General features: G+C 62.8%; 20 protein-coding genes and 1 pseudogene. 10 read left to right on the top strand and 11 right to left on the bottom strand.

All coding sequences use genetic code 11. The annotated features are described in order from the left end of the window. Window positions 1-313: 313 nt before the first annotated feature. Complete coding sequence (locus AC6R19_RS17100; RefSeq protein ID WP_500581063.1) at window positions 314-784, top strand: hypothetical protein; 471 nt, start codon at window positions 314-316, stop codon at window positions 782-784. Window positions 785-847: 63 nt separating this feature from the next. On the opposite strand, the gene AC6R19_RS17095 is transcribed toward AC6R19_RS17100, so the two are convergent. The 8 genes and pseudogenes from AC6R19_RS17095 to uvrA all read right to left on the bottom strand — a co-directional run bounded on the left by AC6R19_RS17095 (window position 848) and on the right by uvrA (window position 11338). Beyond that, a complete protein-coding gene (locus tag AC6R19_RS17095) occupies window positions 848-2302 on the bottom strand; it encodes a pectin acetylesterase-family hydrolase (protein ID WP_500581062.1) in 1455 nt (484 codons plus the stop codon). 304 nt (window positions 2303-2606) lie between these two features. Next, window positions 2607-4040: pseudogene (locus AC6R19_RS17090) on the bottom strand (serine hydrolase). Between the two features lie 129 nt (window positions 4041-4169). Beyond that, entirely contained in the window at window positions 4170-5108 is a 939-nt protein-coding gene (locus AC6R19_RS17085) for a 5-oxoprolinase subunit C family protein (protein WP_500581088.1), read from the bottom strand. A gap of 2 nt (window positions 5109-5110) precedes the next feature. Next, window positions 5111-5839, bottom strand: a complete 729-nt coding sequence (gene pxpB, locus AC6R19_RS17080; protein WP_500581061.1) for a 5-oxoprolinase subunit PxpB — start codon at window positions 5837-5839, stop codon at window positions 5111-5113. Beyond that, window positions 5836-6588: a 5-oxoprolinase subunit PxpA gene (gene pxpA, locus AC6R19_RS17075; RefSeq protein WP_500581060.1), complete on the bottom strand. Its 753-nt coding sequence runs from the start codon at window positions 6586-6588 to the stop codon at window positions 5836-5838. The genes pxpB and pxpA overlap by 4 nt, the downstream gene beginning before the upstream one ends. Beyond that, window positions 6589-7812, bottom strand: coding sequence for an Nramp family divalent metal transporter (locus tag AC6R19_RS17070; protein WP_500581059.1), 1224 nt, complete (start codon window positions 7810-7812; stop codon window positions 6589-6591). Beyond that, a complete protein-coding gene (locus tag AC6R19_RS17065) occupies window positions 7809-8420 on the bottom strand; it encodes a hypothetical protein (RefSeq protein ID WP_500581058.1) in 612 nt (203 codons plus the stop codon). Before AC6R19_RS17065 ends, AC6R19_RS17070 begins: the two co-directional genes overlap by 4 nt. 92 nt (window positions 8421-8512) lie before the next feature. Further along, window positions 8513-11338 carry an excinuclease ABC subunit UvrA gene (gene uvrA, locus AC6R19_RS17060; protein WP_500581057.1) on the bottom strand — a complete coding sequence of 942 codons (2826 nt, stop codon included), beginning with the start codon at window positions 11336-11338 and terminating at the stop codon, window positions 8513-8515. Window positions 11339-11581: 243 nt separating this feature from the next. On the opposite strand from uvrA, the gene AC6R19_RS17055 reads away from it, so the two are divergent. The 4 genes from AC6R19_RS17055 to AC6R19_RS17040 all read left to right on the top strand — a co-directional run bounded on the left by AC6R19_RS17055 (window position 11582) and on the right by AC6R19_RS17040 (window position 16044). Next, the gene (locus AC6R19_RS17055; protein ID WP_500581056.1) at window positions 11582-12988 is read left to right on the top strand and encodes a mannose-1-phosphate guanylyltransferase/mannose-6-phosphate isomerase; all 1407 of its coding nucleotides are present in this window, start codon (window positions 11582-11584) and stop codon (window positions 12986-12988) included. Between the two features lie 342 nt (window positions 12989-13330). Beyond that, window positions 13331-14503: an MFS transporter gene (locus tag AC6R19_RS17050; RefSeq protein ID WP_500581055.1), complete on the top strand. Its 1173-nt coding sequence runs from the start codon at window positions 13331-13333 to the stop codon at window positions 14501-14503. 119 nt (window positions 14504-14622) lie between these two features. Continuing rightward, window positions 14623-15189 carry a single-stranded DNA-binding protein gene (gene ssb, locus AC6R19_RS17045; RefSeq protein ID WP_500581054.1) on the top strand — a complete coding sequence of 189 codons (567 nt, stop codon included), beginning with the start codon at window positions 14623-14625 and terminating at the stop codon, window positions 15187-15189. Between the two features lie 15 nt (window positions 15190-15204). Next, window positions 15205-16044 carry a sugar nucleotide-binding protein gene (locus tag AC6R19_RS17040; RefSeq protein WP_500581053.1) on the top strand — a complete coding sequence of 280 codons (840 nt, stop codon included), beginning with the start codon at window positions 15205-15207 and terminating at the stop codon, window positions 16042-16044. A 147-nt stretch (window positions 16045-16191) separates the two neighbouring features. Here AC6R19_RS17040 and fabB read toward each other — a convergent pair whose 3' ends face one another. Continuing rightward, complete coding sequence (fabB, locus tag AC6R19_RS17035) at window positions 16192-17418, bottom strand: beta-ketoacyl-ACP synthase I (protein WP_500581052.1); 1227 nt, start codon at window positions 17416-17418, stop codon at window positions 16192-16194. A 99-nt stretch (window positions 17419-17517) separates the two neighbouring features. Beyond that, on the bottom strand, window positions 17518-18042 hold the full coding sequence (fabA, locus tag AC6R19_RS17030; protein ID WP_091391200.1) for a 3-hydroxyacyl-[acyl-carrier-protein] dehydratase FabA: 525 nt from the start codon (window positions 18040-18042) through the stop codon (window positions 17518-17520). Between the two features lie 290 nt (window positions 18043-18332). On the opposite strand from fabA, the gene galU reads away from it, so the two are divergent. Both galU and AC6R19_RS17020 read left to right on the top strand, forming a co-directional pair. Then, window positions 18333-19190: a UTP--glucose-1-phosphate uridylyltransferase GalU gene (gene galU / locus AC6R19_RS17025; protein WP_500581051.1), complete on the top strand. Its 858-nt coding sequence runs from the start codon at window positions 18333-18335 to the stop codon at window positions 19188-19190. After that, the gene (locus AC6R19_RS17020) at window positions 19191-20564 is read left to right on the top strand and encodes a phosphohexomutase domain-containing protein (protein WP_500581050.1); all 1374 of its coding nucleotides are present in this window, start codon (window positions 19191-19193) and stop codon (window positions 20562-20564) included. 366 nt (window positions 20565-20930) lie between these two features. Here AC6R19_RS17020 and AC6R19_RS17015 read toward each other — a convergent pair whose 3' ends face one another. Then, window positions 20931-21893 (bottom strand): polyprenyl synthetase family protein, encoded by a 963-nt coding sequence (locus AC6R19_RS17015; protein WP_500581049.1) that lies wholly within the window; start codon window positions 21891-21893, stop codon window positions 20931-20933. Window positions 21894-22127: 234 nt separating this feature from the next. Here AC6R19_RS17015 and rplU point away from each other — a divergent pair, with 234 nt between their 5' ends. From rplU to cgtA, 3 genes are all read left to right on the top strand, one after another. After that, window positions 22128-22439, top strand: coding sequence for a 50S ribosomal protein L21 (rplU, locus tag AC6R19_RS17010; protein ID WP_073277570.1), 312 nt, complete (start codon window positions 22128-22130; stop codon window positions 22437-22439). Window positions 22440-22457: 18 nt separating this feature from the next. After that, the gene (rpmA, locus tag AC6R19_RS17005; protein ID WP_193166355.1) at window positions 22458-22715 is read left to right on the top strand and encodes a 50S ribosomal protein L27; all 258 of its coding nucleotides are present in this window, start codon (window positions 22458-22460) and stop codon (window positions 22713-22715) included. A gap of 100 nt (window positions 22716-22815) precedes the next feature. Beyond that, window positions 22816-24021 (top strand): Obg family GTPase CgtA, encoded by a 1206-nt coding sequence (gene cgtA, locus AC6R19_RS17000; protein WP_500581048.1) that lies wholly within the window; start codon window positions 22816-22818, stop codon window positions 24019-24021. Window positions 24022-24028: the final 7 nt, after the last annotated feature.

Here is a 24028-nt window from a genome sequence, read left to right as displayed (position 1 = left end):
TGTAGGAGCGGCCCGTGGCCGCGATCGGGGTAGCAGCTGGTGCCAGAATCCGATCGCGGCCATGGGCCGACCCTACATTTGTATGCCGACAAAGCGTGAGTTTGCGCATTCTCCCTCACGGGATACACTGTTTCCGTTACCTCCAATAGCGGAAGCGGCAACAATGAATAATAAGATCCGGCTGTCTGTTGTTATCGCCCTGACCCTGGGCGCAAGCGTCGCCACTTGGCGATATCTCTCTTCTCCATCACCCGAGCCTACAGGTAATCCCCGGACTGAAGCTCCCATAGGGAAGAGGGGCGACACTGTCCCAGTGCCGGATCGCGAAGAACTGGCGAACCTGCTATCCGATCCGCGCGTACAGACCTATTTCCAGCGACAGAAGGATAAGCAGGCACTGTCGGATTACTTTTCCGGTGGTAGCGGTGATCTCACCGGTGAGGAGGTCTGGCAGCTGATCGAATCCATCGAGGACGAGGGGCGCATGATGGCCTACGAGGCCATGGCACTGAAGCTCGCCTGGCTGGAGCGCAATAGCGCCAGCAAGGCCGAGTTCGATGCAGCGGCCCAGGAGCTGGTGGAGGAATACCGGCAGAAATCCACCCGCAGTGCCGAGGAATACGACCCCTACGAGGATGTGCCGGGCTTCGCCGAATACAAGGAAGAGGAGAGGCGCATCCTGCGCGAGGTGCAGCAGATGGACTCCTTCCCCGACGGCATGAGCCGGCAGGAGTATCTGCGCAGGCGGTTGCAGGAAGCGCGGGAAAAAGCCTACGGCTCCTGACCTCCAGTTGATTAGAAAGCGCGGCAGTTGCCGCGCTTTTTAATTCAGGTGGTGGGTCATTGCTTACAGGAGCCCACCAACCAGATCGTAGAACCAGTTGTGGTTGTTCTCGTAATCCGAAACCTGATCCGATTCATAGGCCCGTATCATGGCGCCGCCCTGGTAGTTGACGATATTGTCCAGGAAGTCGCGCAACACCAGGCCGTGCTCGGCGATCTCACCGTACTCCAGGTCGAGAATGGTGGTGCAGTGACTCTCGTTGAAATCCCGGTACATCGGGAAGTAGTAGCCCCAGTTGCTGGTCTGTTCCAGCAGTGGGATCAGGTTGTTGTGGGTGTCGTGTTGCCACTTCTGCCGCAACTTGTTCAGGCGCGACTCCGCATTCGGATCGTTGTAGATATCCTCGTGGAAACGCTCGTAGGAGTAGGAGGAGAAGTTGCCGTCAGCGAGGAAGTGGGTAATACCCAGCCGGTCGCCGGGGAACTTGCTGGAAAGGGCCCCATAGAGTGATGCCAGTTCGTTGTTGTCAAATCCGGGCGTGATGCTGGCGAGCATATTGATCGGGTTTACCGCGTTGGGATCGCCGCCGGGTGTATAGGTGGTCCAGGACTCCAGCACCTCCCTGTGCAGCGGCACCGACGGGTAGGCGGCGCTGTCGCTGCTGTCCAGTGGTGCCCGGTAGAGGGGGCCGGAATCGTCGATCAGGTAGCCGTAGTCCACGCCCATATCGCCGCGCAGCTTGGAGTAGTTCAGCAGCGCGCCAATACTGCCGGCACTGCATCCCGCCGCCACCATCTGCTCGGGTTTCTGCAGATTGTTCTTCACCCAGGAGGTCACCGCCTGCACATTGCGCAGGCCGTTGTGATGCCAGACCAGGGCAGGGTTCCCGCCGGTGGGATCCTCGTAGATCTCGGTTTTGTCCCCCACGTAGATATCGCCGGTGCAGTAGGGCACATAAACCAGGTTCCACTCGCCGGTCTTGAACTGGTTGTAGGGGTGGTGGGTATAGATCAGCGGCGACACCGCAGCCGTGGCCAGGTTGGCCGAGTTCTGGAAATCCAGCAGGTTGATATTCTGCACATAGTTGTCGGGAATACCATTGGGGTTGCGCGCACCGCGGATACCCGCCTGTCCGGAGCAGCTCTCGTAATCCCAGCAGGCGCCGCCGCCCTCGAAATAGAAAATGGTATTGCTGGTGTCCGGCACCCGGTAGACAAAAAACTTGTAGGGCGAGCCGTTACCGCACATGGCGCCGGTGCTGGCCGGGACATCGACTTTCTGCCAGTTGTCGTAGTCGGCCGGATCGAAGCCATCGTTAAAGTTTGGATCGTCCAGACTCAGTGGATACATGCCCTGGGCCTGTTCCGGGGTGACCGGGGCATTGGCGTCCGGTGGGTCGAACAGGTTGCCGAGGGTGGTCCAGAAGCCGTAATCACCGGGCTCGGCGAGCGCGCTTCCCGAAAACATCAGTGAGCCGGCGATTAGTGCCAGCGACGTTTGACGGAGAGTTTTTATCATTATTGATCCCCTGGGTTTGATTGGAGTTTTCTCTCTGGACTGCGCCAAATTGATAATGCGAAGTCGTACCGCAGGGGACTGCAATAAAAAACACCCTTTCTCAACCGGATCAATTTGGACGCTCGTCCAAATCGCTATTTGGGTAAAACGCCCAGAGATTAGTGAAGGAAATTGGGTGGGTCCAGAAAATTTCGCGCTAAAACTACTTGGTCATCATAGACGTACCAGTCGAGACGGCTCCCGGTAAAATTCGCAGTTGGGAAAAACCGAACTTTCCGAATTTTCCAGCCCCCATGGCGCCCGCTCAAGGCCGCTTTGCAAACGTCCGCTCCAGGAAGCGGACTCCTCTGACGTCGCCGGATTCGTCGACCAGGAAGTGCGCCACACTACCCCCGCCATTCACTTCGATGCGAAAGGCATTGTCTTCGGCGTCATAAATTTCGGCGGGCGAGTGTGCTACACCCAGGCGCACCTCCAGTCCCCCTTCGCCCAGATACCATTTCATGGTACCGAGTTCGGTGTTCTCATAGATACCGGTATAGGCTTCCGGCGGATGAGCCAGGGGCGATGCGCGCTGTTTGCGTTCCTGTAAATGTTTTGCATAGCGCTCGCGATAGGTTATCAGCCGCTGTTCCATATCTTTCAGCTTGGCGGTAAAGCGCTCCGTCACCCCATCTCGATTCAGCATCTGCTCATAGATATAGTTCGCCATCAAATCTACCGAGGGCGTTGTGGCATTGGCGAGCACCACCACACCGATGTCGCGCTCCGGCATAAAGGACATGTGCGCGCGGTATCCAGAGAAGGAAACGAAGCGGTGTAGTAGAAATTCACCCTCATAGTCGCCAATATCCCAGCCGTAGCCCCAGCCGGTGCGATGGTAGTCGCCGAATTGCCGATCCTGTTTGGAGTGCCGCTTTTGCGTCAGCAGCAGTGGCGCTTGGGGCAGGAGGCGTTCACCCTCCACGCGGCCACTGGCGATATGCGCGGCCACGAAGCGCGCCAGGCTGGAGGCGGTGGAGAAATGGCCGCCCGCGGCGTGCAGGTTCGCATCGGCTTTGAGCAGAGGGATGCGGCTGATCGGCGCTGTGGCCACATTGTGTGGCATCGCTATGCGTTCGGCCGCCAGCTCTGAAACTTGTGCTGTGGTCTGCGCCATGCCAAGCGGCGCCAGCACCTCCGCTTCCACCGCCCGCTTCCAGTCGTGTGACCCTTCTCTGCCCAGTACCAAGCCCAGGACGTTGTAGCCCAGATTGTTATAGTCAAAAATTTTGCCACTTTCGGAGGACTGGTAATCCTTGAGCAGTTCCATCAGTTTGGCACGGGTAAAATCACCACTATAGGCTGTGCGAAGAACTACCGGCCAGCGATCTTCCATGCCGTGGCGCATGGCCAGCAGCTCGTCCAGAGTGATCCCCTGCTACTCCCAGGCCGTCCCTTCGAGTTCCGGAAGGTAGTCCGCGAGTGGAGCATCCAGATCGAGTTCGCCGCGAGCGGCTCTGAGGGCAACGGCCGAGGCTGTCAGGGCCTTGGTACTGGAGGCGATGTAAAAGTAGGTGTCGTTGTCCACCGTTCGGCCGGTGTTTACATCTGCGATACCGAAGCTGCATCGGTACACTATTCGATCGCCCCGAATCACCGCGACGCCCATGCCCGGTACCGCGCCCAGCGCCACCAGGCGTTCAGCGAAATCTGTGACTTCTACCCGCCAGTCGGCGGCCTGCGCCGACAGCGCCATTGCGTAGATCAGCGCAAAGCCAATAACTCTCCCAAGTATCATCCCTAAAACTCCGTTGTCGAATCATCTGTGATCGGAAACCTGCGCCTGTTTAGACGCAGTTGCGTATAGATCCAGATGCACTTGGGTTCACCGCTGCGCGGAAAACCCGGCCTCCAGCCTTCTCAGCAGTGCCGACTTGCCCTCGAGAATCCTGTGTGCCTGGGAGAGGGAAACCTGGGTAAAGCTCACCCGGTCGTTGGCATTGAGCTGGCCGAGCAGATGTTGGTCGGCGCTGATCACATGAGCGATGCGCGGATAGCCGCCTATGGTCTGCCCCTCGACGAAGGAGACTATCGGCTTGCCGTCCGGCGGGATCTGTACTGTGCCCGGGCACAGGCCTGAGGAAATAACCTGCGATTGATTCTCGCAATGTAGTGGATCTCCGGCCAGGCGGATCCCCATGCGGTTGCTCTGTGCCGTGACCTGGTAGGTCTGGCTGTAAAAACACCCGATGGTATCCCGGGAAAAGTAATCGGCTTCCGTGCCGGCAACCAGGCGCAGCTGCGGATGCCGGGTGTACCTGAGGCGGTACTCGCCTTCCAGGCGGCGCGAGCCGACGGTTCGCGTTTCCGCGAACGGAATAACGTCTCCCTTCTTGATGGCCCTGCCGCAATAGCCGCCGAAACCGGACAGCAGATGGGTCGAGAAGCTGCCGAAAACCTGTGGCAATTCCATGCGGCCGGCTAAGGCGATATAGGCCCTTGCGCCACTGATCAGTCGGCCAAAACTGAGGGTGCTGCCGCGCTCGACCTGAATGACCCGGTCGTTGTCGACGGCTTCGCCATCGAGGGTCAGCTCAAACCGGGCGCCGGCAATGGCGATGGAGATATCGCACTGGAACTCGATGCTGGGGCCCACCAGGGCCACCTCCAGTACCGGGTTTTCCGGGGCATTGCCCAGCAGCAGATTGGCCAGCTGCATCGCCATGGGATCGGCGGCGCCGCCGCGGGGGATGCCGTAGCGCATCATGCCACTGCGGCCGAGATCCTGCACGCTGGTCTGCAGCCCCGCCTGAATAAACCGCATGCTCACGGCGCCGGCTCCAGTATCTTGACTTCCAGCGCCTCCTGGTCGAAGCGTTCGAACTCGTCGCGGTCGATGGCGAAGAATACGATCCTGTCCAGTGGCTCGGCAACAAAGGGCCGATCGCTCTGCGGGCGGAACAGACTTACCGGGGTGCGCCCGATAATCTGCCAGCCCCCCGGCGTGGCCTGCGGATAGACACCGGTCTGGCTGCCGCCGATGCCGACAGCGCCGGCGGGTACGCGCAGTTCCGGGGTGGCCTTGCGCGGGCAGTGCAGTTGCGGATCCAGTCCGCCGAGATACAGGAATCCCGGTGTAAAGCCCAGCATATGCACCAGGTAGTGAGGCGCGCAGTGTTTGGCGACTATCTGCTCCACGGACAGGCCGGCGTGTTCGCTGAGCGTCTGCATGTCCGGTGCAAACTCGGAGTCGTAGCAGACGGGTATGCGGATCAGGCGGGGCTTTCTGTCCAGCTCGGGTGGCCGGCTTAGCAGCTGTTTTGTCAATGTCTCAATCTGCGCGGACAGCTGTTCGCTGCCACGGGCCAGCGGGTCGTAGCAGACCGTCAGGCACTGGTAGGCCGGAATCAGGTCCTGCACTCCCTCCCACTTCTGCGTCTCGATCGCCTGCTCCAGCGCGATGATGCGTCTGCTGAGTCCCTCGCCGGGCTCTGCATCAAAGCGGATATCCAGGGCGCTGTCGCCATTGGTGGCCAGGGCAAAGGTCAATTTCACGGGCGCACCTGCACGCCCTGTGCCTGCAGATACTGCAGCAGTCTCTGCGCTATCTCGGGCGCGTTGGGATTGTCCCCGTGCAGGCAGATGCTGTCGACGGAAAACTGCAGCGGTTTTCCATCATAGGAATCGAACGGCAGGCCCCGGGCCAGGCGCAGGGCCTGCTCCAGGCACAGGTCCAGATCCGCAATCACCGAGCCCGCCAAGCTGCGCGGCGCCAGCTGGTGATCGTTCAGGTAGCGCCTGTCCATAAAACCCTCACGGATAAATGGATGGCCGCGCCTATCCGCGGCGGCTTCCATTTCGGCATTGGCCAGTCCCATGATTCTCAGCGCTGGAAATTCACTGGCGACAAACTCCGTCAGCCGTTCGGCCAGTTCGCTATCGGCCTCTGCGTCGTTGTAGAGGGCGCCGTGCAGTTTGATATGGTCCAGTTCAACACCCACCTCTTCGGCGACACCCCGCAGACTCTCCACCTGCTCACCTATGGATTCGAGCAGCCGATCGGTGTCCATGGCCAGGGAGATGCGGCCGAAATTCTGCGGATCCGGATAGCCCGGATGGGCGCCGGCAATCAGCTGGTTTTTCTGCGCGTTGGAGAGCGACTGCCGCATGGTGAAGGGATCGCCGGCGTGGCCGCCGCAGGCGATATTGCAGCGGGAGATATACGGCATTATCCGCGCATCCCTGTCGCAGTCGACGGCAGACACGCCTTCGCCCAGGTCGCAGTTGATATCAATCCTGTCCATTTACAAGTACCCGAAGGCCGACATTAAACTGCGGCCGCCGAGGAGCAGGGTCGCCAGCAGTACCAGCAGTCCGAGCAGATTCTGCAATGTCGAATTTCTGTAATCGCCCAGCCTGGCCGAATTCATTTCCCACAGCAGAAACACGGTCACGATTGGCAGCAGCAGCCCGTTGGCGACCTGTGCGAACCAGATGACCTCGACCGGCCTGATGCCGAGGGTGGCGACAATGGTGCCTATGGCCAGTATCGTCGCCCACACCAGGCGGAAGGCGGTGGACTTCAGGTTCGGCTCAATACCCAGTATACCGCTCAGGGCGTAGGCGGCGGCCAGCGGCGCGGTCATGGCCGAGGAAATACCGGCTGCGAAGAGGCCCATGCCCATAAAGTACTGGGCGCCGTCGCCGAACAGTGGCCGCAGCGACTGGGCTATATCCCCGGCGTCGCCGGGCGCAACCTGCCTGCCGAAGAAGGCCGAGGCGGCGGTGGCCACTATGGCGATGGAGATCAGGCCACCCAGCGGAATCGAGATACAGATATCCCGGCGCGCCTGCGGCAGGTGTTCGGGGCCCGGCCATTTCTTGCCGACACTGGAGCTGTGCAGGAACAGGTTGTAGGGCACCACGGTAGTGCCGATCAGCGCGATTACCGTCAGTGCCGCGCCAGATGGAATGGCGGGAAGCAGCAGCCCCCTGAACAGGGCGGGCAGGTCCGGTCTGGTGATGACCAGGGTGGCCAGAAATGCCAGGCTCATCAGCGCGACCAGCGACACCAGTGTCCCCTCGATCAGGCGATACTCGCCGCGCCAAAGCAGTGCGAACGCCGCCGCGGCGATCAGCAGGGGCCAGGGGTTGAATGTGGGTTCCCGGTGGAGGAGGGCGGAGGTCAGCGCATCCAGCCCCATACCGGCGCCGGCGATATTGCCGCTCTGGTAGGCGGCATTGCCGATCACAATCGCGCTTACCACCAGCGCTATGGCCAGGGTGCGCGCCAGTGGCTGCCGGAAGGTCTGGCGAATATTTTCGCCGAGTCCCTGTCGGGTAACTATACCGAGGCGGGCGGCCATTTCCTGCAGGATCATGCTCGCCACTACTGCGAACAGCAGCGCCCAGAGCAGTGTGTAGCCGAAGCGGGCGCCGGCCAGGTTGGCGGTGACAACGGTGCCCGGGCCGATAAAGGCGGCCGCCACCATGGTGGCGGGGCCTATATTCAGACGCCGAATCTTCATGTGTCAGTCGGACAAAGCTCTGTCTCAGTGAGATCGTTGTCGGCCCCGGACCAGTAGCATTCGCCCAGCATGGAGCAGTAGCAGGTCCTCACGGTGACCTCCCTGCGCTCTTTGTTCAATTTTTCCCAAAGCTCTTTGTTCATGTCACCGTAGGCTACGGTCAGGAAATTGTAACTGGACTGGCCGGGGATGACGGTGTTGGCGACACTGCCGGTTACAACGGTTCCCTCGATCAGTTCCAGGTTATTGTCGATTTCGCTGAAGTCTTTTGTGGCCGCTCGAAAGGCTTCCTGGTACTCACGATAATTGCAGCAGGAAAGGAGAAAGGCTTCGGGGGAATGGTACTTCTGACCCTTGTATTCGATCTCGAAGGTTTGCACCAGCGCGGGGCCTATTCCGCTGTTGTTCAGTTCGAAATAAATCTGGAACCTATTCCGCGAGGGATCGAAATTGCCCTGCTCGAAATTTACTAAGGGAAGAGTCATCGCCCTGACCTGCTTCTTTGCCGCATCTGCCTGCAGGTAAGTCGCATAGAAGGAAGCGCCGGAAATCAGCACCGCGCACAGGGCAATGATCAGGTTGAGCCTTTCCGGAGTCAGGAATTTCATAGCGTCTTATTATTCTTCTGTGGTGTGTGGAAGTTTTCCTGTAGGAGCCGGCAAGCAGGCTCCTACAGCTGACGAAAGAGATCTTTCGCTCCTCAATTGAGCATCGGTTGCAGGAAGCGCCCGGTATGGGACGCGGGGTTATCGGCGACATCTTCCGGTGTGCCGGTGGCGATTATCTGCCCGCCGCCGGAGCCGCCCTCCGGGCCCAGGTCCACAATCCAGTCCGCGGTCTTGATCACGTCCAGATTGTGCTCGATCACGACGATGGTGTTGCCGTGGTCGCGCAGCCGGTGCAGCACATCCAGCAGCAACTGGATATCGGCGAAGTGCAGGCCGGTGGTGGGCTCGTCGAGAATATACAGTGTCTGGCCGGTATCGCGCTTGGACAGTTCGCGGGAGAGTTTCACCCGCTGCGCCTCGCCGCCGGACAGGGTGGTCGCCGCCTGGCCCAGCTTGATGTAAGAGAGGCCCACGTCCATCAGCGTCTGCAGTTTCTTGGCGATGGCCGGCACCGGGTCGAAGAATTCCCGCGCGTCCTCTACGGTCATCTCCAGCACCTCGTGGATATTCTTGCCCTTGTAGTGCACCTCCAGGGTTTCGCGGTTGTAGCGCTTGCCCTTGCAGGTGTCGCAGGGCACGTAGATATCCGGCAGGAAGTGCATCTCCACCTTGATCACGCCGTCGCCCTGGCAGGCCTCGCAGCGGCCGCCCTTGACGTTGAAACTGAAGCGCCCCGGCTTGTAGCCGCGGGAGCGCGCCTCCTGGGTGCCTGCAAACAAATCGCGGATCGGGGTGAAAATACCCGTGTAAGTAGCCGGGTTGGAGCGCGGCGTGCGCCCGATCGGGCTCTGGTCTATGTCGACGCACTTGTCGAAATGCTCCAGGCCGTGCACCGCCTTATACGGAGAGGCCTTCAATGTGGTGGCCTTGTTCAACGCCGTGGCTGCGAGCGGATAGAGGGTGGTGTTGATCAGCGTGGACTTGCCGGAGCCGGACACGCCGGTGACACAGGTGAAGAGCCCCACCGGAATTTCCAGGTCGACATTCTTCAGGTTGTTGCCGCTGGCCCCCTCGATGCGCAGCAGATAATCCGGATCGGCGACGTAGCGTTCCTCCGGCACTTCGATTTTCTTCTTGCCGGACAGATACTGGCCGGTGAGCGAGCGCTCGCAAGCGGCTATTTCATCGTGGCTGCCGGCCACCACCACCTCGCCGCCGTGCACGCCGGCGCCCGGGCCAATGTCGACGATAAAGTCGGCGCTGCGGATGGCGTCCTCGTCGTGCTCGACGACGATCACCGTGTTGCCGATATCGCGCAGGTGGGTCAGGGTGTTCAGCAGCCGCTCATTGTCTCGCTGGTGCAGGCCGATGGAGGGTTCGTCGAGAATATACATGACGCCGACAAGGCCGGCGCCTATCTGGCTCGCCAGGCGGATTCGCTGCGCCTCACCGCCGGACAGTGTCTCTGCGCTGCGGTTCAGGGTCAGGTAATTCAGGCCCACGTCCACCAGGAAGCGGAAGCGGTCGCGCAGCTCCTTCAGGATCTTGTCGGCGATCTCCTTCTGCGCACCCTCGAATTGCAGCTGGTGGGCGAAGTATTCAAACGCATCGCCCACCGGCAGCTCGGTGATCTGCGCCAGTGTGCGGTTGTCCACGAACACATGGCGTGCCTCGCGGCGCAACCGGGTGCCGCTGCAGTCGGGACACTTCTGGGTGCTCAGGTACTTTGCCAACTCCTCGCGCACCGACTGGGATTCGGTGTCGCGGTAGCGGCGCTGGAAATTGGGGATAATCCCCTCGAAGGTGTGGCGGCGCACGGTGACGTCGCCGCGGTCGTTCACATAGCTGAAATCGATCGGCGTGTCGCCGCTGCCGTAGAGTACGGCCTCGCGATACTTCTTTGCGAGCTTCTTCCACGGCTTGTCCAGGTCGAAACCGTAGTGCTCGGCCAGGGAGTCGAGCATATGGTAGTAGTAGATATTGCGCCTGTCCCAGCCGCGGATGGCGCCCTCGGAGATGCTGCTCTCCGGATCCAGGATGACTTTTTCCTCGTCGAAGAACTGCTTCACGCCCAGGCCGTCGCAGCTGGGGCAGGCGCCGGCCGGGTTGTTGAAGGAGAACAATCGGGGCTCGAGCTCGTTGAGTGAGTAGTCGCACACCGGGCAGGCGTGGCGGGCGGAGAAGAGGCGGTCCTCCTGTTTGCCCTCCATAAAGGCGATGGAGGCGATGCCGTCGGTCAGGTTCAGCGCCGTCTCGAAGGATTCCGCCAGGCGCAGCTGCAAATCCCCGCGCACCTTGAAGCGGTCCACCACCACTTCGATGGTGTGCTTCTTGCGCTTGTCCAGTTTGGGCGCGTCGTCCAGGTCGCAGACCAGGCCATCGATGCGCGCGCGCACGAAGCCGTCACGGCGCAGCTGCTCGAACACGTGCAAATGCTCGCCCTTGCGGTCGCGCACCACTGGCGCCAGCAGCATGACCTTGGTGCCCTTTGGCAGGGCCAGCACCTGGTCCACCATCTGGCTGATCGTCTGCGCCTGCAGCGGTTCGCCGTGGTCCGGGCAGCGCGGCTCGCCGACGCGGGCGAACAGCAGGCGCAGGTAGTCATAGATCTCGGTGATGGTGCCAACGGTGGAGCGCGGGTTGTGGGAGGTGGACTTCTGCTCGATCGAGATCGCCGGCGACAGGCCTTCCACCGTGTCCACGTCCGGCTTTTCCATCATCGACAGGAACTGGCGCGCGTAGGTGGACAGGGATTCCACATAGCGCCGCTGTCCCTCCGCGTAGAGGGTATCGAAGGCCAGCGACGACTTGCCGGAGCCGGACAGGCCGGTGATCACGATCAGCTTGTCGCGGGGAATATCCAGGTCGATATTCTTCAGGTTGTGGGTGCGCGCACCCCTTACATAAATCGTGTCCACGCTCTACCTATCTTTCGGTGGTGCCTAGTTAAGTCCCGGGCGCATCGCACTTTAGTGCTTGCGCCGCCGGAAAAACAGGTTGCACGACCGATTCGCAACCTGTGATTTTATACAGCATCCGATTATAGGATGGCTACGCCGCCCACGCTATCCTTCTCCAGCCTGAAGGCCGGGCTTGCCATGTACCGGGTCAAGTGTGCCAAAATTCCCCGTCCCAAAAATTAAACAACTGATCGATACCGCATGATTCCCGTCATCCTCTGCGGCGGCACCGGCTCGCGCCTGTGGCCGCTGTCCCGCGAAGCCTACCCGAAACAATTCCTGCCCCTGGCCGGCAGTGAGACGATGCTGCAGGCCACGGCGCTGCGTCTGGACGGCCTCGGGGGCGTCCAGCCCCCGATACTGGTGTGCAATGAGGAGCACCGCTTCGCCGCCGCCGAGCAGCTGCAGGAAATCGGTCGCGCGGCCCAGTCGATACTGCTGGAACCCTGCGCACGCAACACGGCACCGGCGATTGCACTGGCCGCCCTGGCGGCGCTGGAGACAGGAGAAGACCCGCTGCTGCTGGCGCTACCTGCGGACCACGCGGTCGCCGATGTCGCGGCCTTCCAACACGCGGTGACAGCGGCGAGAGAACTGGCCGCGCAGGGCCACCTGGTGACCTTCGGCATAGTGCCCACCCGCGCGGAAACGGGCTACGGCTATATCCGCCGCGGCGAGGCCATTGGCGGGAGCGCCTGGAAGGTGGCGGAGTTTGTCGAGAAACCGGATGAACCCGCCGCGGAGCAATACCTTGCGGTTGGCGATTACGCCTGGAACAGCGGCATCTTCCTGTTCCGCGCCTCGCGCTATATGGAGGAGCTGGGCCAGCACCGGCCGGATATCCTCGAGGTCTGCCGCGCCGCCTTCGCCGGCGCCGCGCGGGACCTGGACTTCACCCGCGTCGATGCCGAAGCCTTCGCCACCTGTCCCGACGATTCGGTGGACTACGCCGTGATGGAGAAAACCGAGTCCGCCGCGGTGGTGTCCATGGATGCCGGCTGGAGCGACGTGGGCTCCTGGTCCGCCCTCTGGGAACTGGCGGAGAAGGACGGCAACGACAACCTGCTGCACGGCGATGTGCTGGCGGAGGACAGCGAGGGTTGCCTGGTGCGCGCCGACAGCCGCCTGGTGGGGCTGCTCGGCGTGCGCGACCTGGTGGTGGTGGACACCGACGATGCAGTGCTGATCGCGGACAAGCAGCGGGTGCAGGAGGTGAAGAAGCTGGTGCAGAGCCTGAAGCGCTCCGAGCGCAGCGAGGCCGAGCGCCACCGCAAGGTCTACCGCCCCTGGGGCTATTACGATTCCATCGACGCCGGCCCGCGTTTCCAGGTCAAGCGCATAGTGGTCAAGCCCGGGCAGAAACTGTCCCTGCAGATGCACCACCACCGCGCCGAGCACTGGATAGTGGTGCGCGGCACCGCCAAGGTGACCCGCGGCGACGAGGAGCTGCTTATCACCGAGAACCAGTCCACCTACATCCCCTTGGGGGTGAGCCACCGGCTGGAAAACCCCGGCAATATTCCGCTGGAGCTGATCGAGGTGCAGTCCGGCAGCTACCTGGGCGAGGACGATATAGTCCGCTTCGACGATAGTTACGGGCGCTCGTAGGGGGCGGGCGTGGGGCTCCTGCAGCCAATTCCGCGGCGGCCCTGCTACCGGTGGCTCTTTGCGGGACACGGGCTAGGCGCCCCCCTAAATACGTCCCTGTAGGCTTGGCAGCGAGGTACCTCTCGCTGACAAAACGGCAGGACTGCCGTTTTGGGCGCCGAAGGCGCCCGAAGGGCGAGGGCCATGGATGGCCCGAGTCACAGTCCCGCAAAGAGCCACCGGTATCAGGACCTTTCGCATCGACACCGCCGTTTTATCCAGCTTCCGAATGGGTGAGCCCCTACAGCCCAACTGCGCACCACTGTACAATGCGCGCCCTGTTCAAGCTGTCCCGGGATCCCGATGAATTCCACCGAACGCCGCGCCCTCGCGGGCCTGGCTTCCCTTTACGTCTTCCGCATGCTCGGCTTGTTTATGGTGCTGCCGGTGCTGTCGGTCTACGGCGCCGACTACCGCGGCAGCACGCCGGCGCTGCTGGGCCTGGCCCTGGGCGCCTACGGTCTCAGCCAGGCGCTGCTGCAGATTCCGCTGGGCATGCTGTCGGACCGCTGGGGGCGCAAGCCGGTGATCTTTGTGGGGCTGGCGATTTTCGCCCTGGGCAGCCTGGTGGCGGCGCTGACGGATTCGGTCTACGGGCTGATCATTGGTCGCGTACTGCAGGGCTGCGGCGCCATCGCCGCGGCCACCATGGCGCTGGTGGCGGACCTGACCCGCGCCGAGAACCGCGGTATCGCCATGGCGGTGATCGGTGCCGCCATAGGCCTGGCGTTTATGCTGGCGGTGATACTGGGGCCTGCACTGGCCGGCTTCGGCGGCCTGGCGGCGATATTCTGGCTGACCATGGTGCTGGCCCTGACGGGCATGCTGCTGGTCTGGCGCCTGGTGCCTAACCCGGAAAGAATGCGCAGTTCCGCAGTCTATCGCGGCAGCTTCCGCAGCCTGCTGCACAGCCCGGAAACCTGGCAACTGGTCAGTGGCGTCTTTTTCTCCCATCTGCTGTTGACGGCACTGTTCGTGCCGCTGCCGCTGGCATTGGTGGACAGGCTTGGCCTGCCTGCCGATGAGCATTGGAAACTCTACGGCCCGCTGATGCTCGCTGCCTTCGTGGTGATGCTGCCGCTGATGCGCATCGCCGAGCGCAGCGGCCGGGTGCTGCTGGCGATGGGCCTGGCCCTGGGCGGCCTGGCGGCGGGCAGTGTCGCCCTGCTGCCGGCCGGCAACAGTTTTACCTTGGTAGCCTTGCTGGCGGTCTTCTTTGTCGCCTTCAATCTGCTGGAGGCGCTGCTGCCGGCGCAGCTGACCCGCACTGCGCCGGCGGAGGCCCGCGGCGCGGCGACCGGCCTCTACGCGACGCTGCAGTTCCTCGGCGCCTTCGCCGGCGGTACCCTGGGGGGCTATTTTTACGGCCTCGGCGGGGCCGCGGCGGTGGCGGCGCTGGGCTTTGCAGTGCTGCTGCTGTGGGGGTTGCTGTGGTTGCTGCTGCGCGGGCGCGGGCAGACGGCTAGCGCTTACTAACCGGTTGTATGCCGCTGGATAAATATCCATAATTTGCACATCCAATTTCCCGGAATCCGTTTCGAATCGGATCCGCACCTAATTCCGCACCTATTTCGAACTTACGAGAGGAGAGGCCCATGGCCAGCAGGGGTATCAACAAAGTCATTCTTATCGGCAATCTGGGCGCAGACCCGGAAACCCGCTATATGCCCAGCGGCGGCGCCGTGACCAACGTGAACCTGGCGACTTCCGAAACCTGGAAGGACAAGCAGACCGGCCAGCCGCAGGAGCGCACCGAGTGGCACCGGGTGGTCTTCTTCAATCGCCTGGCGGAGATCGCCGGCGAGTACCTGCGCAAGGGTTCCAAGGTCTATATCGAGGGCTCCCTGCGTACCCGAAAGTGGCAGGACCAGAATACCGGCCAGGACCGCTACACCACCGAGATTGTTGCCAACGAGATGCAGATGCTCGACAGCCGCGGCGACCAGGGCGGCTTTGGTCAGGGTGTGGGCGGCCAGGGCGGCGGTTTCCAGCAGAATCAGGGCGGCTATCAGCAGAATCAGGGTGGCCAGCCGGATTCCTTCGCCCAGGGGCGCAGCGCACCCTCGCCGATGGCACCGTCCACCAATCAGTCCAGCCAGCCGTCGAACCAGGCCCCCGCCGGCGGTTTCGATAACAGCTTCGACGACGACATCCCCTTCTAAGGCTTCGCCCGACCCGTGCCAGAGCACAACACCGGCTACCAGCCGGATTCGGTCGCGGTCATCGGTGCCGGCAACGCCATAGACGGCGCGCTGCAGAAACGCCTGCAGCGCGCCGGCTTCCGCGTACAGCTGCTGGCTGCCGACGAGCTGCAGCGGCTGCGTCCCCGTTCAATCGTAATCAATGCCTCCGCCTGTGCCGGCCGCCGGGGAATGCCCGCGGCAGTGCAAGTGTGTGAGGCCCTCGCGCATAAAGGGAATTGCAGCTACCTGCTGCACCTCTCCTCCTACCGGGTATTTCGGGGCGGGGCACGCAAGCGCTACGACGAGGACGAGCCACCGACGCCCTCCTCGGAGGCCGGGCAGCAGTGGCTGGCCTGCGAAGAGGCGCTGGCGGGGCTCGACAATCTGACCATCCTGCGCTTCGGCTGGATGGTGGACCGCAACGGGGATGCCCTGCTCGGGCGCATACTGCGCGGCCTGGTGGCGCGCCAGCCGATAGCCCTGGACGACCAGAGCCGCGGCAGCCCGGTGACCGTGACGGATATGACCCGGGTGGTGGTGGCGGTGGCCCAGCAGCTGGCCAGCGGCGCCCCCTCGTCCGGTGTCTACCACTACGGCGCCGCCGACAGCTGCACCGCGATGGAGTTTGCCCGCGAAGTGGTGGAGCGGGCCCAGTCTTTCTACGATGAGGAATTTCCCGTGCAGCTGGACCCGCTGCCAGACAACGAGAGCCACAGCGTGGTGCTGGCCTGCGGCAAGTTGCGCGATGTGTTCGGCATACAGCAGCGCAGCTGGCGCCAGGGGCTGACCCGGCAGGTGGAGGTGTGGTTGGAAAAAATGCGGAATGCGGAATGAATGCGGAATACGCGGTTTGATGCCGTGCCTGCCGATGGCTGGCGGGCCGCGTCTAATCGCTTCGGCTAGTCGGCTTGAAGGCTAATGCGGGCGAAACATCCTGTTCCGCATTCCGCATTCCGCATTCCGCATTCCGCATTCTTATTCTTACTCGACCTTGTCGAAGATCAGGCAGGCGTTGGTGCCGCCGAACCCGAAGCTGTTGGACATGGCGCGCTTGATCTCCTGTTCGCGCAGCTGGGTCACCAGGTCCATGCCCTCGGCGGCTTCGTCCTTGTTCTCCACATTGGCCGAGGCAGCGATAAAGTCGTTCTGCATCATCAGCAGGCAGTAGATGGCTTCCTGCACGCCCGCGGCGCCGAGGGAGTGGCCGGTCAGGGACTTGGTGGAGGCGAAGGCCGGCACCTTGTCGCCGAACACCTCGCGCATGGCTTTCAGTTCCGCCACGTCGCCCACCGGGGTGGAGGTGCCGTGGGTGTTGATATAGTCCACGGAGCCCTCAAGTCCCTTGCCGTCCATGCCCGCCAGGGCCTGCTGCATGCAGCGCACCGCGCCCTCGCCGCTGGGAGCCACCATGTCGTAGCCGTCGGAGGTGGCGCCGTAGCCCACCAGTTCCGCGTAGATCTTGGCGCCGCGGGCCTTGGCGTGTTCCATCTCCTCCAGTACCAGGCAGCCACCCCCGCCGGCGATCACGAAGCCGTCGCGGTCCGCGTCGTAGGGGCGCGAGGCCCGGGTGGGCTCGTCGTTGTACTTGGTGGACAGGGCGCCCATGGCGTCAAACAGATGCGTCAGGCTCCAGGCCAGTTCCTCGCCGCCGCCGGCGAAGACGATATCCTGCTTGCCCATCTGGATCTGCTCGGCGCCGTTGCCGATACAGTGCGCGCTGGTGGCGCAAGCGGAGGAGATGCTGTAGTTCACGCCCTTGATCTTGAAGGGCGTGGCCAGGCAGGCGGACACGGTGCTGCCCATCACCTGCGGTACCCGGTAGGCGCCGACCCGGCGCACGCCCTTTTCCTTCAGGGTCTGGGCGGCCTCGATGATCTCGCGGGTGGAGGTGCCGCCGGAGCCCATCACTATGCCGGTGCGGGGGTTGGAGATATCGCTCTCCTCCAGGCCGGACATGTTTATGGCTTCCTGCATGGCGATATACGCATAGGCCGCGGAGTCGCCCATGAAGCGCAGCACCTTGCGGTCGATATGCTCCTTGAAGTCGATGTCCGCCGGGCAGGCCACCTGGCTGCGCAGGCCCAGTTCGCGGTACTCCTCCATAAAGCGGATACCGCTGCGGCCCGCCTTCAGGGAGGCGGTCACCTCTTCGGTGTTGGTGCCGATGCAGGAAGTGATACCCATTCCGGTAATAGCAACCCGGCGCATAGTGATCTCCAGTAAAGCTTTTCGACAGTGTACTCAGTTATTTTTCTCGGGGCCCGGTTCGGCGCGGACGATTTTTCGGGTCGTGCGTGCCGGGGCGACTCAGAAGTTGTCTGTGCGGGTAAACAGGCCCACGCGCAGGTCTTTCGCCGTGTAGATCTCGCGGCCGTCCACGGATACACTGCCGTCGCCGATGCCCATGACCAGTTTGCGTTCCACCAGGCGGCTCATCTGGATATGGTAGGTGACCTTCTTGGCGGTCGGTAGTATCTGGCCGGTGAACTTCACCTCGCCGCAGCCCAGGGCGCGGCCGCGGCCGGGGTTGCCTTTCCAGGCCAGGAAATAGCCCAGCAGCTGCCACATGGCGTCCAGGCCCAGGCAGCCGGGCATGACCGGGTCGCCGGGGAAGTGACATTCGAAGAACCACAGGTCCGGGTGTATATCCAGTTCGGCGATCAGTTCGCCCTTGCCGTAGGCGCCGCCGTCCTTGGAGACATGGGTGATGCGGTCGAGCATCAGCATATTGGGTGCGGGCAACTGGGCGTTGCCGGGGCCGAACATCTCACCGCGTGAACAGGCCAGCAGCTCTTCTTTGCTGTAGCTGCTTTTTTGAACGAAATTACTCATTTTGTCCCCGTTGTTGGGTGTTTGCGCCATAAACTGTGGGCGCTTTTGCAAGAGCGGGCATTCTAAGGTCTGAGGATAGCTTGTCCAGTCAGTCATAGTCCTATTTGTGACCGGCACGGAAATTGCTGCCACAAATCTGCAACATCTGCCCAGGATTTGTGGTCATCGGGTGACAGCGGTTCCTATCATCCCGGGTGAGTGATTCGTGTAACAGAATTGTGATAAGTTGCGCGGTCTGGCGCCGCCGGGGGGGAGTGACGCTGTTTAAAAAGGATACGTTGGGGATAAGAATGCTCAAGAAATGCCTATTCCCGGTTGCCGGCTACGGCACCCGGTTCCTGCCGGCCACCAAGGCCATGCCCAAGGAGATGCTGCCGCTGGTGAACAAGCCGCTGGTGCAGTACGGCGTGGAGGAGGCCATCGAGGCGGGCCTGACCGAGATCGGCTTCGTGACCGGTCGCGGCAAGCGCGCCATCGAGGACCACTTCGACACCAATTTCGAGCTGGAGCACCAGATCAACGGCACCAGCAAGGAAAGCTACCTGCAGAGCATCCGCAAGGTGATCGACGAGGCCAGCTTCTCCTACACCCGCCAGGGCGAGATGCGCGGCCTCGGCGATGCGATACTGCAGGGGCGGCGCCTTGTCGGTGACGAGCCCTTCGCGGTGGTACTGGCGGACGACCTGTGCCTGAACGAGGACATGGGTGTGCTGGGGCAGATGGTGCAGCTGTACAAGCAGTTCCGCTGCAGCATCGTCGCGGTGGAGGAGGTGCCCAAAGAGCATATCCACAAGTTCGGCGTCATCGCCGGCAACGAGATCAAGCCCGGCCTCTACCAGGTCACCGATATGGTGGAGAAGCCAGCCGCCGAGGATGCGCCCAGCAATATGGCCATTATCGGCCGCTATATCCTCACCCCGGATATCTTCGACCTGATCCGCGAAACGCCGCCGGGCAAGAACGGCGAGGTGCAGATCACCGACGCCCTGCTGGCCCAGGCCCAGCGCGGCTGTGTGCTGGCCTATGCCTTCAAGGGCCGCCGCTTCGACTGCGGTTCCGTGGACGGCTTTATCGAGGCCACCAACTACGTCTACGAGAATGTCTACCTGCCGGAGCAGACTCGTCTCGAAGCGGCGGAGAAAAAGTAAATGACCGAGCTGACCTGTTTCAAGGCCTACGACCTGCGCGGCCGCGTGCCCGATGAGCTGAACACCGATATCGCCTACCGCGTCGGCCGCGCCTTCGCCCAGTTCCTGGGTGCCAAGCGCGTCGTCGTCGGCCACGACATCCGCCTGACCAGCGGCGAACTGACCGATGCCCTGGCCGACGGCCTGCGCGATGCCGGTGCCGACGTCTTCCATATCGGCCAGTGCGGCACCGAGGAGGTCTACTTCGCCACCTTTCACGGCGACTTTGACGGCGGCATCTGTGTGACCGCCAGCCACAACCCGATGGACTACAACGGCATGAAGTTCGTGCGCGCCGGCAGCCGCCCGATCAGCGGCGATACCGGCCTGCTGGATATCAAGCGCCTGGCGGAGGAGAACGACTTCGCCCCCGCGGAGAGGCGCGGCGAACTGAGCCGCTACGAACACCGCGCCGATTTCGTGCAGCACCTGCTCGGCTATGTGGACGTCTCCGGGCTGAAACCGCTGAAACTGGTGGTCAACGCCGGCAACGGCGGCGCCGGCAGCATCGTGGACGCCCTGGCGCCGCACCTGCCGTTCGAATTCGTGCGCGTGCACCACCAGCCGGACGGCAGCTTCCCCAACGGTATCCCCAACCCGATACTGCCGGAAAACCGCGAATCCACTGCGTGTGCCGTTAAAGAAAGCGGCGCCGACTTCGGCATCGCCTGGGACGGCGACTTCGATCGCTGCTTTTTCTTCGACGAAAACGGCAATTTCATCGAGGGCTACTACGTGGTCGGCCTGCTGGCCGAGGCCTTCCTGGCCAAAGGTGACAGCGCCAAGGGTGCCCACAGCGAAAAGGCAAAAATAGTGCACGACCCGCGCCTGGTGTGGAACACCCAGGACATAGTCAGGGCCGCCGGTGGCGAGCCCATACAGAGCAAGACCGGCCACGCCTTCATCAAGGAGCGCATGCGCGCAGAGGATGCCATTTACGGCGGCGAAATGAGCGCGCACCACTACTTCCGCGACTTTGCCTACTGCGACAGCGGCATGATTCCCTGGCTACTGGTGGCCGAACTGGTCAGCCGCAGTGGCAAGCCGCTGTCACAGCTGGTGGGCGAGCGCATGGCCGCCTTCCCCTGTTCCGGCGAGATCAACTCCAAGGTGGCGGATCCAGCGGCGCTGCTGAAGGCGGCGGAGGAAAAGTACGGCCCCGGCGCCGAGAGCGTCGAACACGTGGACGGCCTCAGCGTCGCCTTCGCGGACTGGCGCTTCAACCTGCGCATGTCCAACACCGAGCCGGTGGTGCGCCTGAACGTCGAGTCCCGCGGGGATGAGGCGTTGATGAAGGAGAAGACCGAGGAGCTGCTGCAGCTGATTCGCGGCTGATTCTGGCCTCGAGGTTCGGCTGTAGGGGCGAACCTTGTGTTCGCCCATCGGTGGTGGGGGCCGCTCTGTAGCAGGCTCAGTGGCGGCCCTGCTACCGGTGGCTGTTTGCGGGACACGTCGTGAATATGACCGCCATGGATGGCGGAAATGCTGGTTTTGCAGGAGCAAAAAACCGGCCATCCCTGTAGGCTTGGCAGCGAGGTGGCCCGGCCGCTCCAGGCATTCACGGCGCCTTCGGCCCCTCTCGCTGACAGTCCCGCAAACAGCCACCGGCATCAGGGCCTTTGCATCGACCTTGTCTTATAGCCCGCCGCTCATAGGGCGAACACAAGGTTCGCCCTTCGGATCAATTTCCGCAGTACCTTTCTAGACCGTTCTTTCCACGGCAAAAGTCGCCAGCTGCTGCAGCGCCGTCTTCTGCTCCCCCTCCGGCAGGAACGCCAACTGATCCTTGGCCTCGTCCACAGCCGCCCGCGCCCGCTCCATGGTGTACTCCAGCGCCCCGCAGGCTTCGATAGCCTCGACTATCTGGCTCAGCTTGTCCGCGCTGCGCCGCTCGATCGCCTCGCGCACCAGCGCCGCCTGCGCGGCTGTGCCGTTGGCCATGGTGTAGATCAGCGGCAGCGTCGGCTTGCCCTCGGCCAGGTCGTCGCCGACATTCTTGCCAAGCTCTTCCGGGTTGCCGCGGTAGTCGAGGGCGTCGTCCACCAGTTGGAAGGCCAGGCCGAGGCTGCGGCCGTAGAGTTTCAGGGATTCGCGCTGCCCGCCCGAGCAGCCGGCCAGCACCGCCGCCGTCTCGCAGGCGGCCTCGAACAGGGCGCCGGTCTTCTTGTGGATCACGGTGAGATAGTTGTCCTCGCCCACCTCGGGGTCGCCGGCGTTCACCAGCTGCTGCACCTCGCCCTCGGCGATGGTGTTGGTGGTGTCGGAGAGGATGGCCATGATGTCCATATTCTGCAGCGCCACCATCATCTGGAAGGCTCGGGAGTAGAGGAAGTCGCCCACCAGTACCGCGGGGGCGTTGCCCCACTTGGCGTTGGCGGTCAGGCGGCCGCGGCGCCTGTCCGAGGTGTCCACCACGTCGTCGTGCAGCAGGGTGGCGGTGTGGATGAACTCGATGATGGTCGCCAGGTCGATATGGTCGCTGCCTCTATAGCCGGCCGCGCGGGCGCACAGCAGTACCAGCAGCGGCCGCAGGCGCTTGCCGCCGGCCTCCACCAGGTAGTGGCCGATGTTTTCCACCAGGGGCACGTCCGAGTGCAGTTGGTCGAGAATGCGCTGGTTGACCGCGGCGAAATCGTCGGCGGCGACCCGGTGGAAAGGCAACATGTACAGATTCCTTATACTGCTTCTGAGGGCTGTTCCGGAGGCGTCCGGATCGCGAAGGGGCGCTATTGTATCAATCCGGCGAATTGATTAGAATCTGCGCCCCGCATTGACCGGCCCTCGACTGCCGGCGGCGGCATGTAGTTTTAAACACACGGCGCAAGCTCCCAAAATGCGGGGCAGTGACTGCAGAGTCCCATCCGCTGCTTCGTGTCGTCCATATCGGAGCATAGAAATATGTACGCTGTTATTGAAAGCGGTGGCAAGCAGCACCGCGTAGAAGAGGGCGAAGTACTTCGCCTGGAGAAGCTGGAAGTCGCCACCGGCGAATCCATCGATTTCGACAAGGTGCTGATGGTCGTCGACGGCGACAAGATCAACATCGGCGCCCCCGTAGTAGACGGCGCTAAAGTGACTGCCGAAGTGGTCAGCCACGGTCGCGGCGAGAAGGTGAAGATCATCAAGTTCCGTCGCCGCAAGCACTCCCTGAAGCGCCAGGGCCACCGTCAGTGGTACACCGAAGTCAAGATCACTGGCATCAAGGCATAAGCAGAGGAGTAACGACTCATGGCACACAAGAAAGCTGGCGGTAGTACGCGCAACGGTCGCGATTCCGAAAGTAAACGCCTGGGCGTGAAGCGCTTTGGCGGCCAGTCCGTTCTGGCGGGCAACATCATCGTGCGTCAGCGCGGCACCAAGTTCCACGCCGGCGTCAACGTTGGTATGGGCAAGGACCACACCCTGTTCGCCACCGCGGACGGCGTCGTGAAGTTCGAGGTGAAGGGCCCCAACAACCGCAAGTTCGTTTCCATCGAAACGGCATAAGGTTGTTGGCCAAGGCTGCCGAGACAGTCCCGAAAGCCCCGCCTTGAGCGGGGTTTTTTGTATCCGGGGTCGGGTCCCGAAAAACTACACTGGAATTACCATGAAATTCGTAGACGAAGCTCCCATCCACGTCCAGGCCGGCAAGGGCGGCAACGGCTGCCTGAGCTTTCGCCGGGAGAAGTTCGTCGAGAAGGGTGGCCCCGACGGCGGCGACGGCGGCGACGGCGGCTCCGTCTACCTGGAGGCCGACGACTCCCTGAACACCCTGGTGGACTACCGCTACCAGACCCGCTATGCCGCCCAGAGCGGCGAACCCGGCCGCGGCCGCAACTGTACCGGCGCCAAGGGCGAGGACCTGGTGCTGAAGGTGCCGGTGGGCACCACCGTGATCGACGTTGACACCGGCGAGACCCTCGGCGACATGCTCGAGGCCGGGGAGCGATTGCTGGTGGCCCAGGGCGGCTGGCACGGCCTCGGCAACACCCGCTTCAAGTCCAGCACCAACCGCGCCCCGCGCCAGACCACCAAAGGCAGCATGGGCGAGGAGCGCAACCTCAAGCTCGAACTGAAAGTGCTGGCGGACGTGGGCATGCTGGGCCTGCCCAATGCCGGCAAGTCCACCTTTATCCGTGCCGTGTCCGCGGCCAGGCCCAAGGTGGCCAACTACCCCTTTACCACCCTGGTACCCAACCTGGGCGTGGTGCAGGTGCAGAAGCACCGCAGCTTCGTGATCGCCGACATCCCCGGCCTGATCGAGGGCGCGGCCGAGGGGGCGGGCCTGGGGGTCCGCTTCCTCAAGCACCTGACCCGCTGCCGCGTGCTGCTGCACCTGGTGGACTTGGCGCCCTTCGACGGTTCGGACCCGGCGCAAAACGCACTGGCGATCGAGCGCGAGCTGGCCAGTTTCAGTCCCACCCTGGCCGGTCGCGAGCGCTGGCTGGTACTGAACAAGACCGACCTGGTGCCGGTGGCGGAGCTGGACGAGCGCTGCAATGCCATAGTCCGGGCGCTGGGCTGGAAGGGGCCGGTGTTCCGCGTCGCCGCCATCCGCGGCGAGGGCACCGATGTGCTCTCCGGCCGCCTGATGGATTACCTGGAGGAGCGCAGGGAAGAGGAGGCCGCCGATCCGGAGCTGGTCGAGGCGGAGCTGGAATCCCAGCGGCAGATGCAGCGCGAGGCGCGCGAGCGCATCGACGAGCTGCGCGAGATCCAGCGCGCCAAGCGCCGCGCCGCCAAGGGGTTGGGCGGCGAGGATGAAGATTGGGACGACGACGATCACGACGTCGATATAGAATACCGCCACTGATTCGTTT

The sequence above is a fragment of the Microbulbifer sp. SE14 genome (genome assembly GCF_059834885.1).
The sequence above is the reverse complement of the archived record's forward strand: the minus strand, read 5'-3'. Positions and strand labels throughout refer to the sequence as shown.

Coding starts and splice junctions, on each gene's coding strand:
- AC6R19_RS17095 (WP_500581062.1), bottom strand. CDS start 2,302: ATGATAAAAACTCTCCGTCAAACGTCGCTGGCACTAATCGCCGGCTCA.
- galU (WP_500581051.1), top strand. CDS start 18,333: ATGCTCAAGAAATGCCTATTCCCGGTTGCCGGCTACGGCACCCGGTTC.
- rplU (WP_073277570.1), top strand. CDS start 22,128: ATGTACGCTGTTATTGAAAGCGGTGGCAAGCAGCACCGCGTAGAAGAG.
- ssb (WP_500581054.1), top strand. CDS start 14,623: ATGGCCAGCAGGGGTATCAACAAAGTCATTCTTATCGGCAATCTGGGC.
- rpmA (WP_193166355.1), top strand. CDS start 22,458: ATGGCACACAAGAAAGCTGGCGGTAGTACGCGCAACGGTCGCGATTCC.
- pxpA (WP_500581060.1), bottom strand. CDS start 6,588: ATGGACAGGATTGATATCAACTGCGACCTGGGCGAAGGCGTGTCTGCC.
- AC6R19_RS17055 (WP_500581056.1), top strand. CDS start 11,582: ATGATTCCCGTCATCCTCTGCGGCGGCACCGGCTCGCGCCTGTGGCCG.
- fabB (WP_500581052.1), bottom strand. CDS start 17,418: ATGCGCCGGGTTGCTATTACCGGAATGGGTATCACTTCCTGCATCGGC.
- AC6R19_RS17070 (WP_500581059.1), bottom strand. CDS start 7,812: ATGAAGATTCGGCGTCTGAATATAGGCCCCGCCACCATGGTGGCGGCC.
- cgtA (WP_500581048.1), top strand. CDS start 22,816: ATGAAATTCGTAGACGAAGCTCCCATCCACGTCCAGGCCGGCAAGGGC.
- fabA (WP_091391200.1), bottom strand. CDS start 18,042: ATGAGTAATTTCGTTCAAAAAAGCAGCTACAGCAAAGAAGAGCTGCTG.
- AC6R19_RS17015 (WP_500581049.1), bottom strand. CDS start 21,893: ATGTTGCCTTTCCACCGGGTCGCCGCCGACGATTTCGCCGCGGTCAAC.
- AC6R19_RS17020 (WP_500581050.1), top strand. CDS start 19,191: ATGACCGAGCTGACCTGTTTCAAGGCCTACGACCTGCGCGGCCGCGTG.
- AC6R19_RS17085 (WP_500581088.1), bottom strand. CDS start 5,108: ATGCGGTTTATTCAGGCGGGGCTGCAGACCAGCGTGCAGGATCTCGGC.
- AC6R19_RS17065 (WP_500581058.1), bottom strand. CDS start 8,420: ATGAAATTCCTGACTCCGGAAAGGCTCAACCTGATCATTGCCCTGTGC.
- AC6R19_RS17050 (WP_500581055.1), top strand. CDS start 13,331: ATGAATTCCACCGAACGCCGCGCCCTCGCGGGCCTGGCTTCCCTTTAC.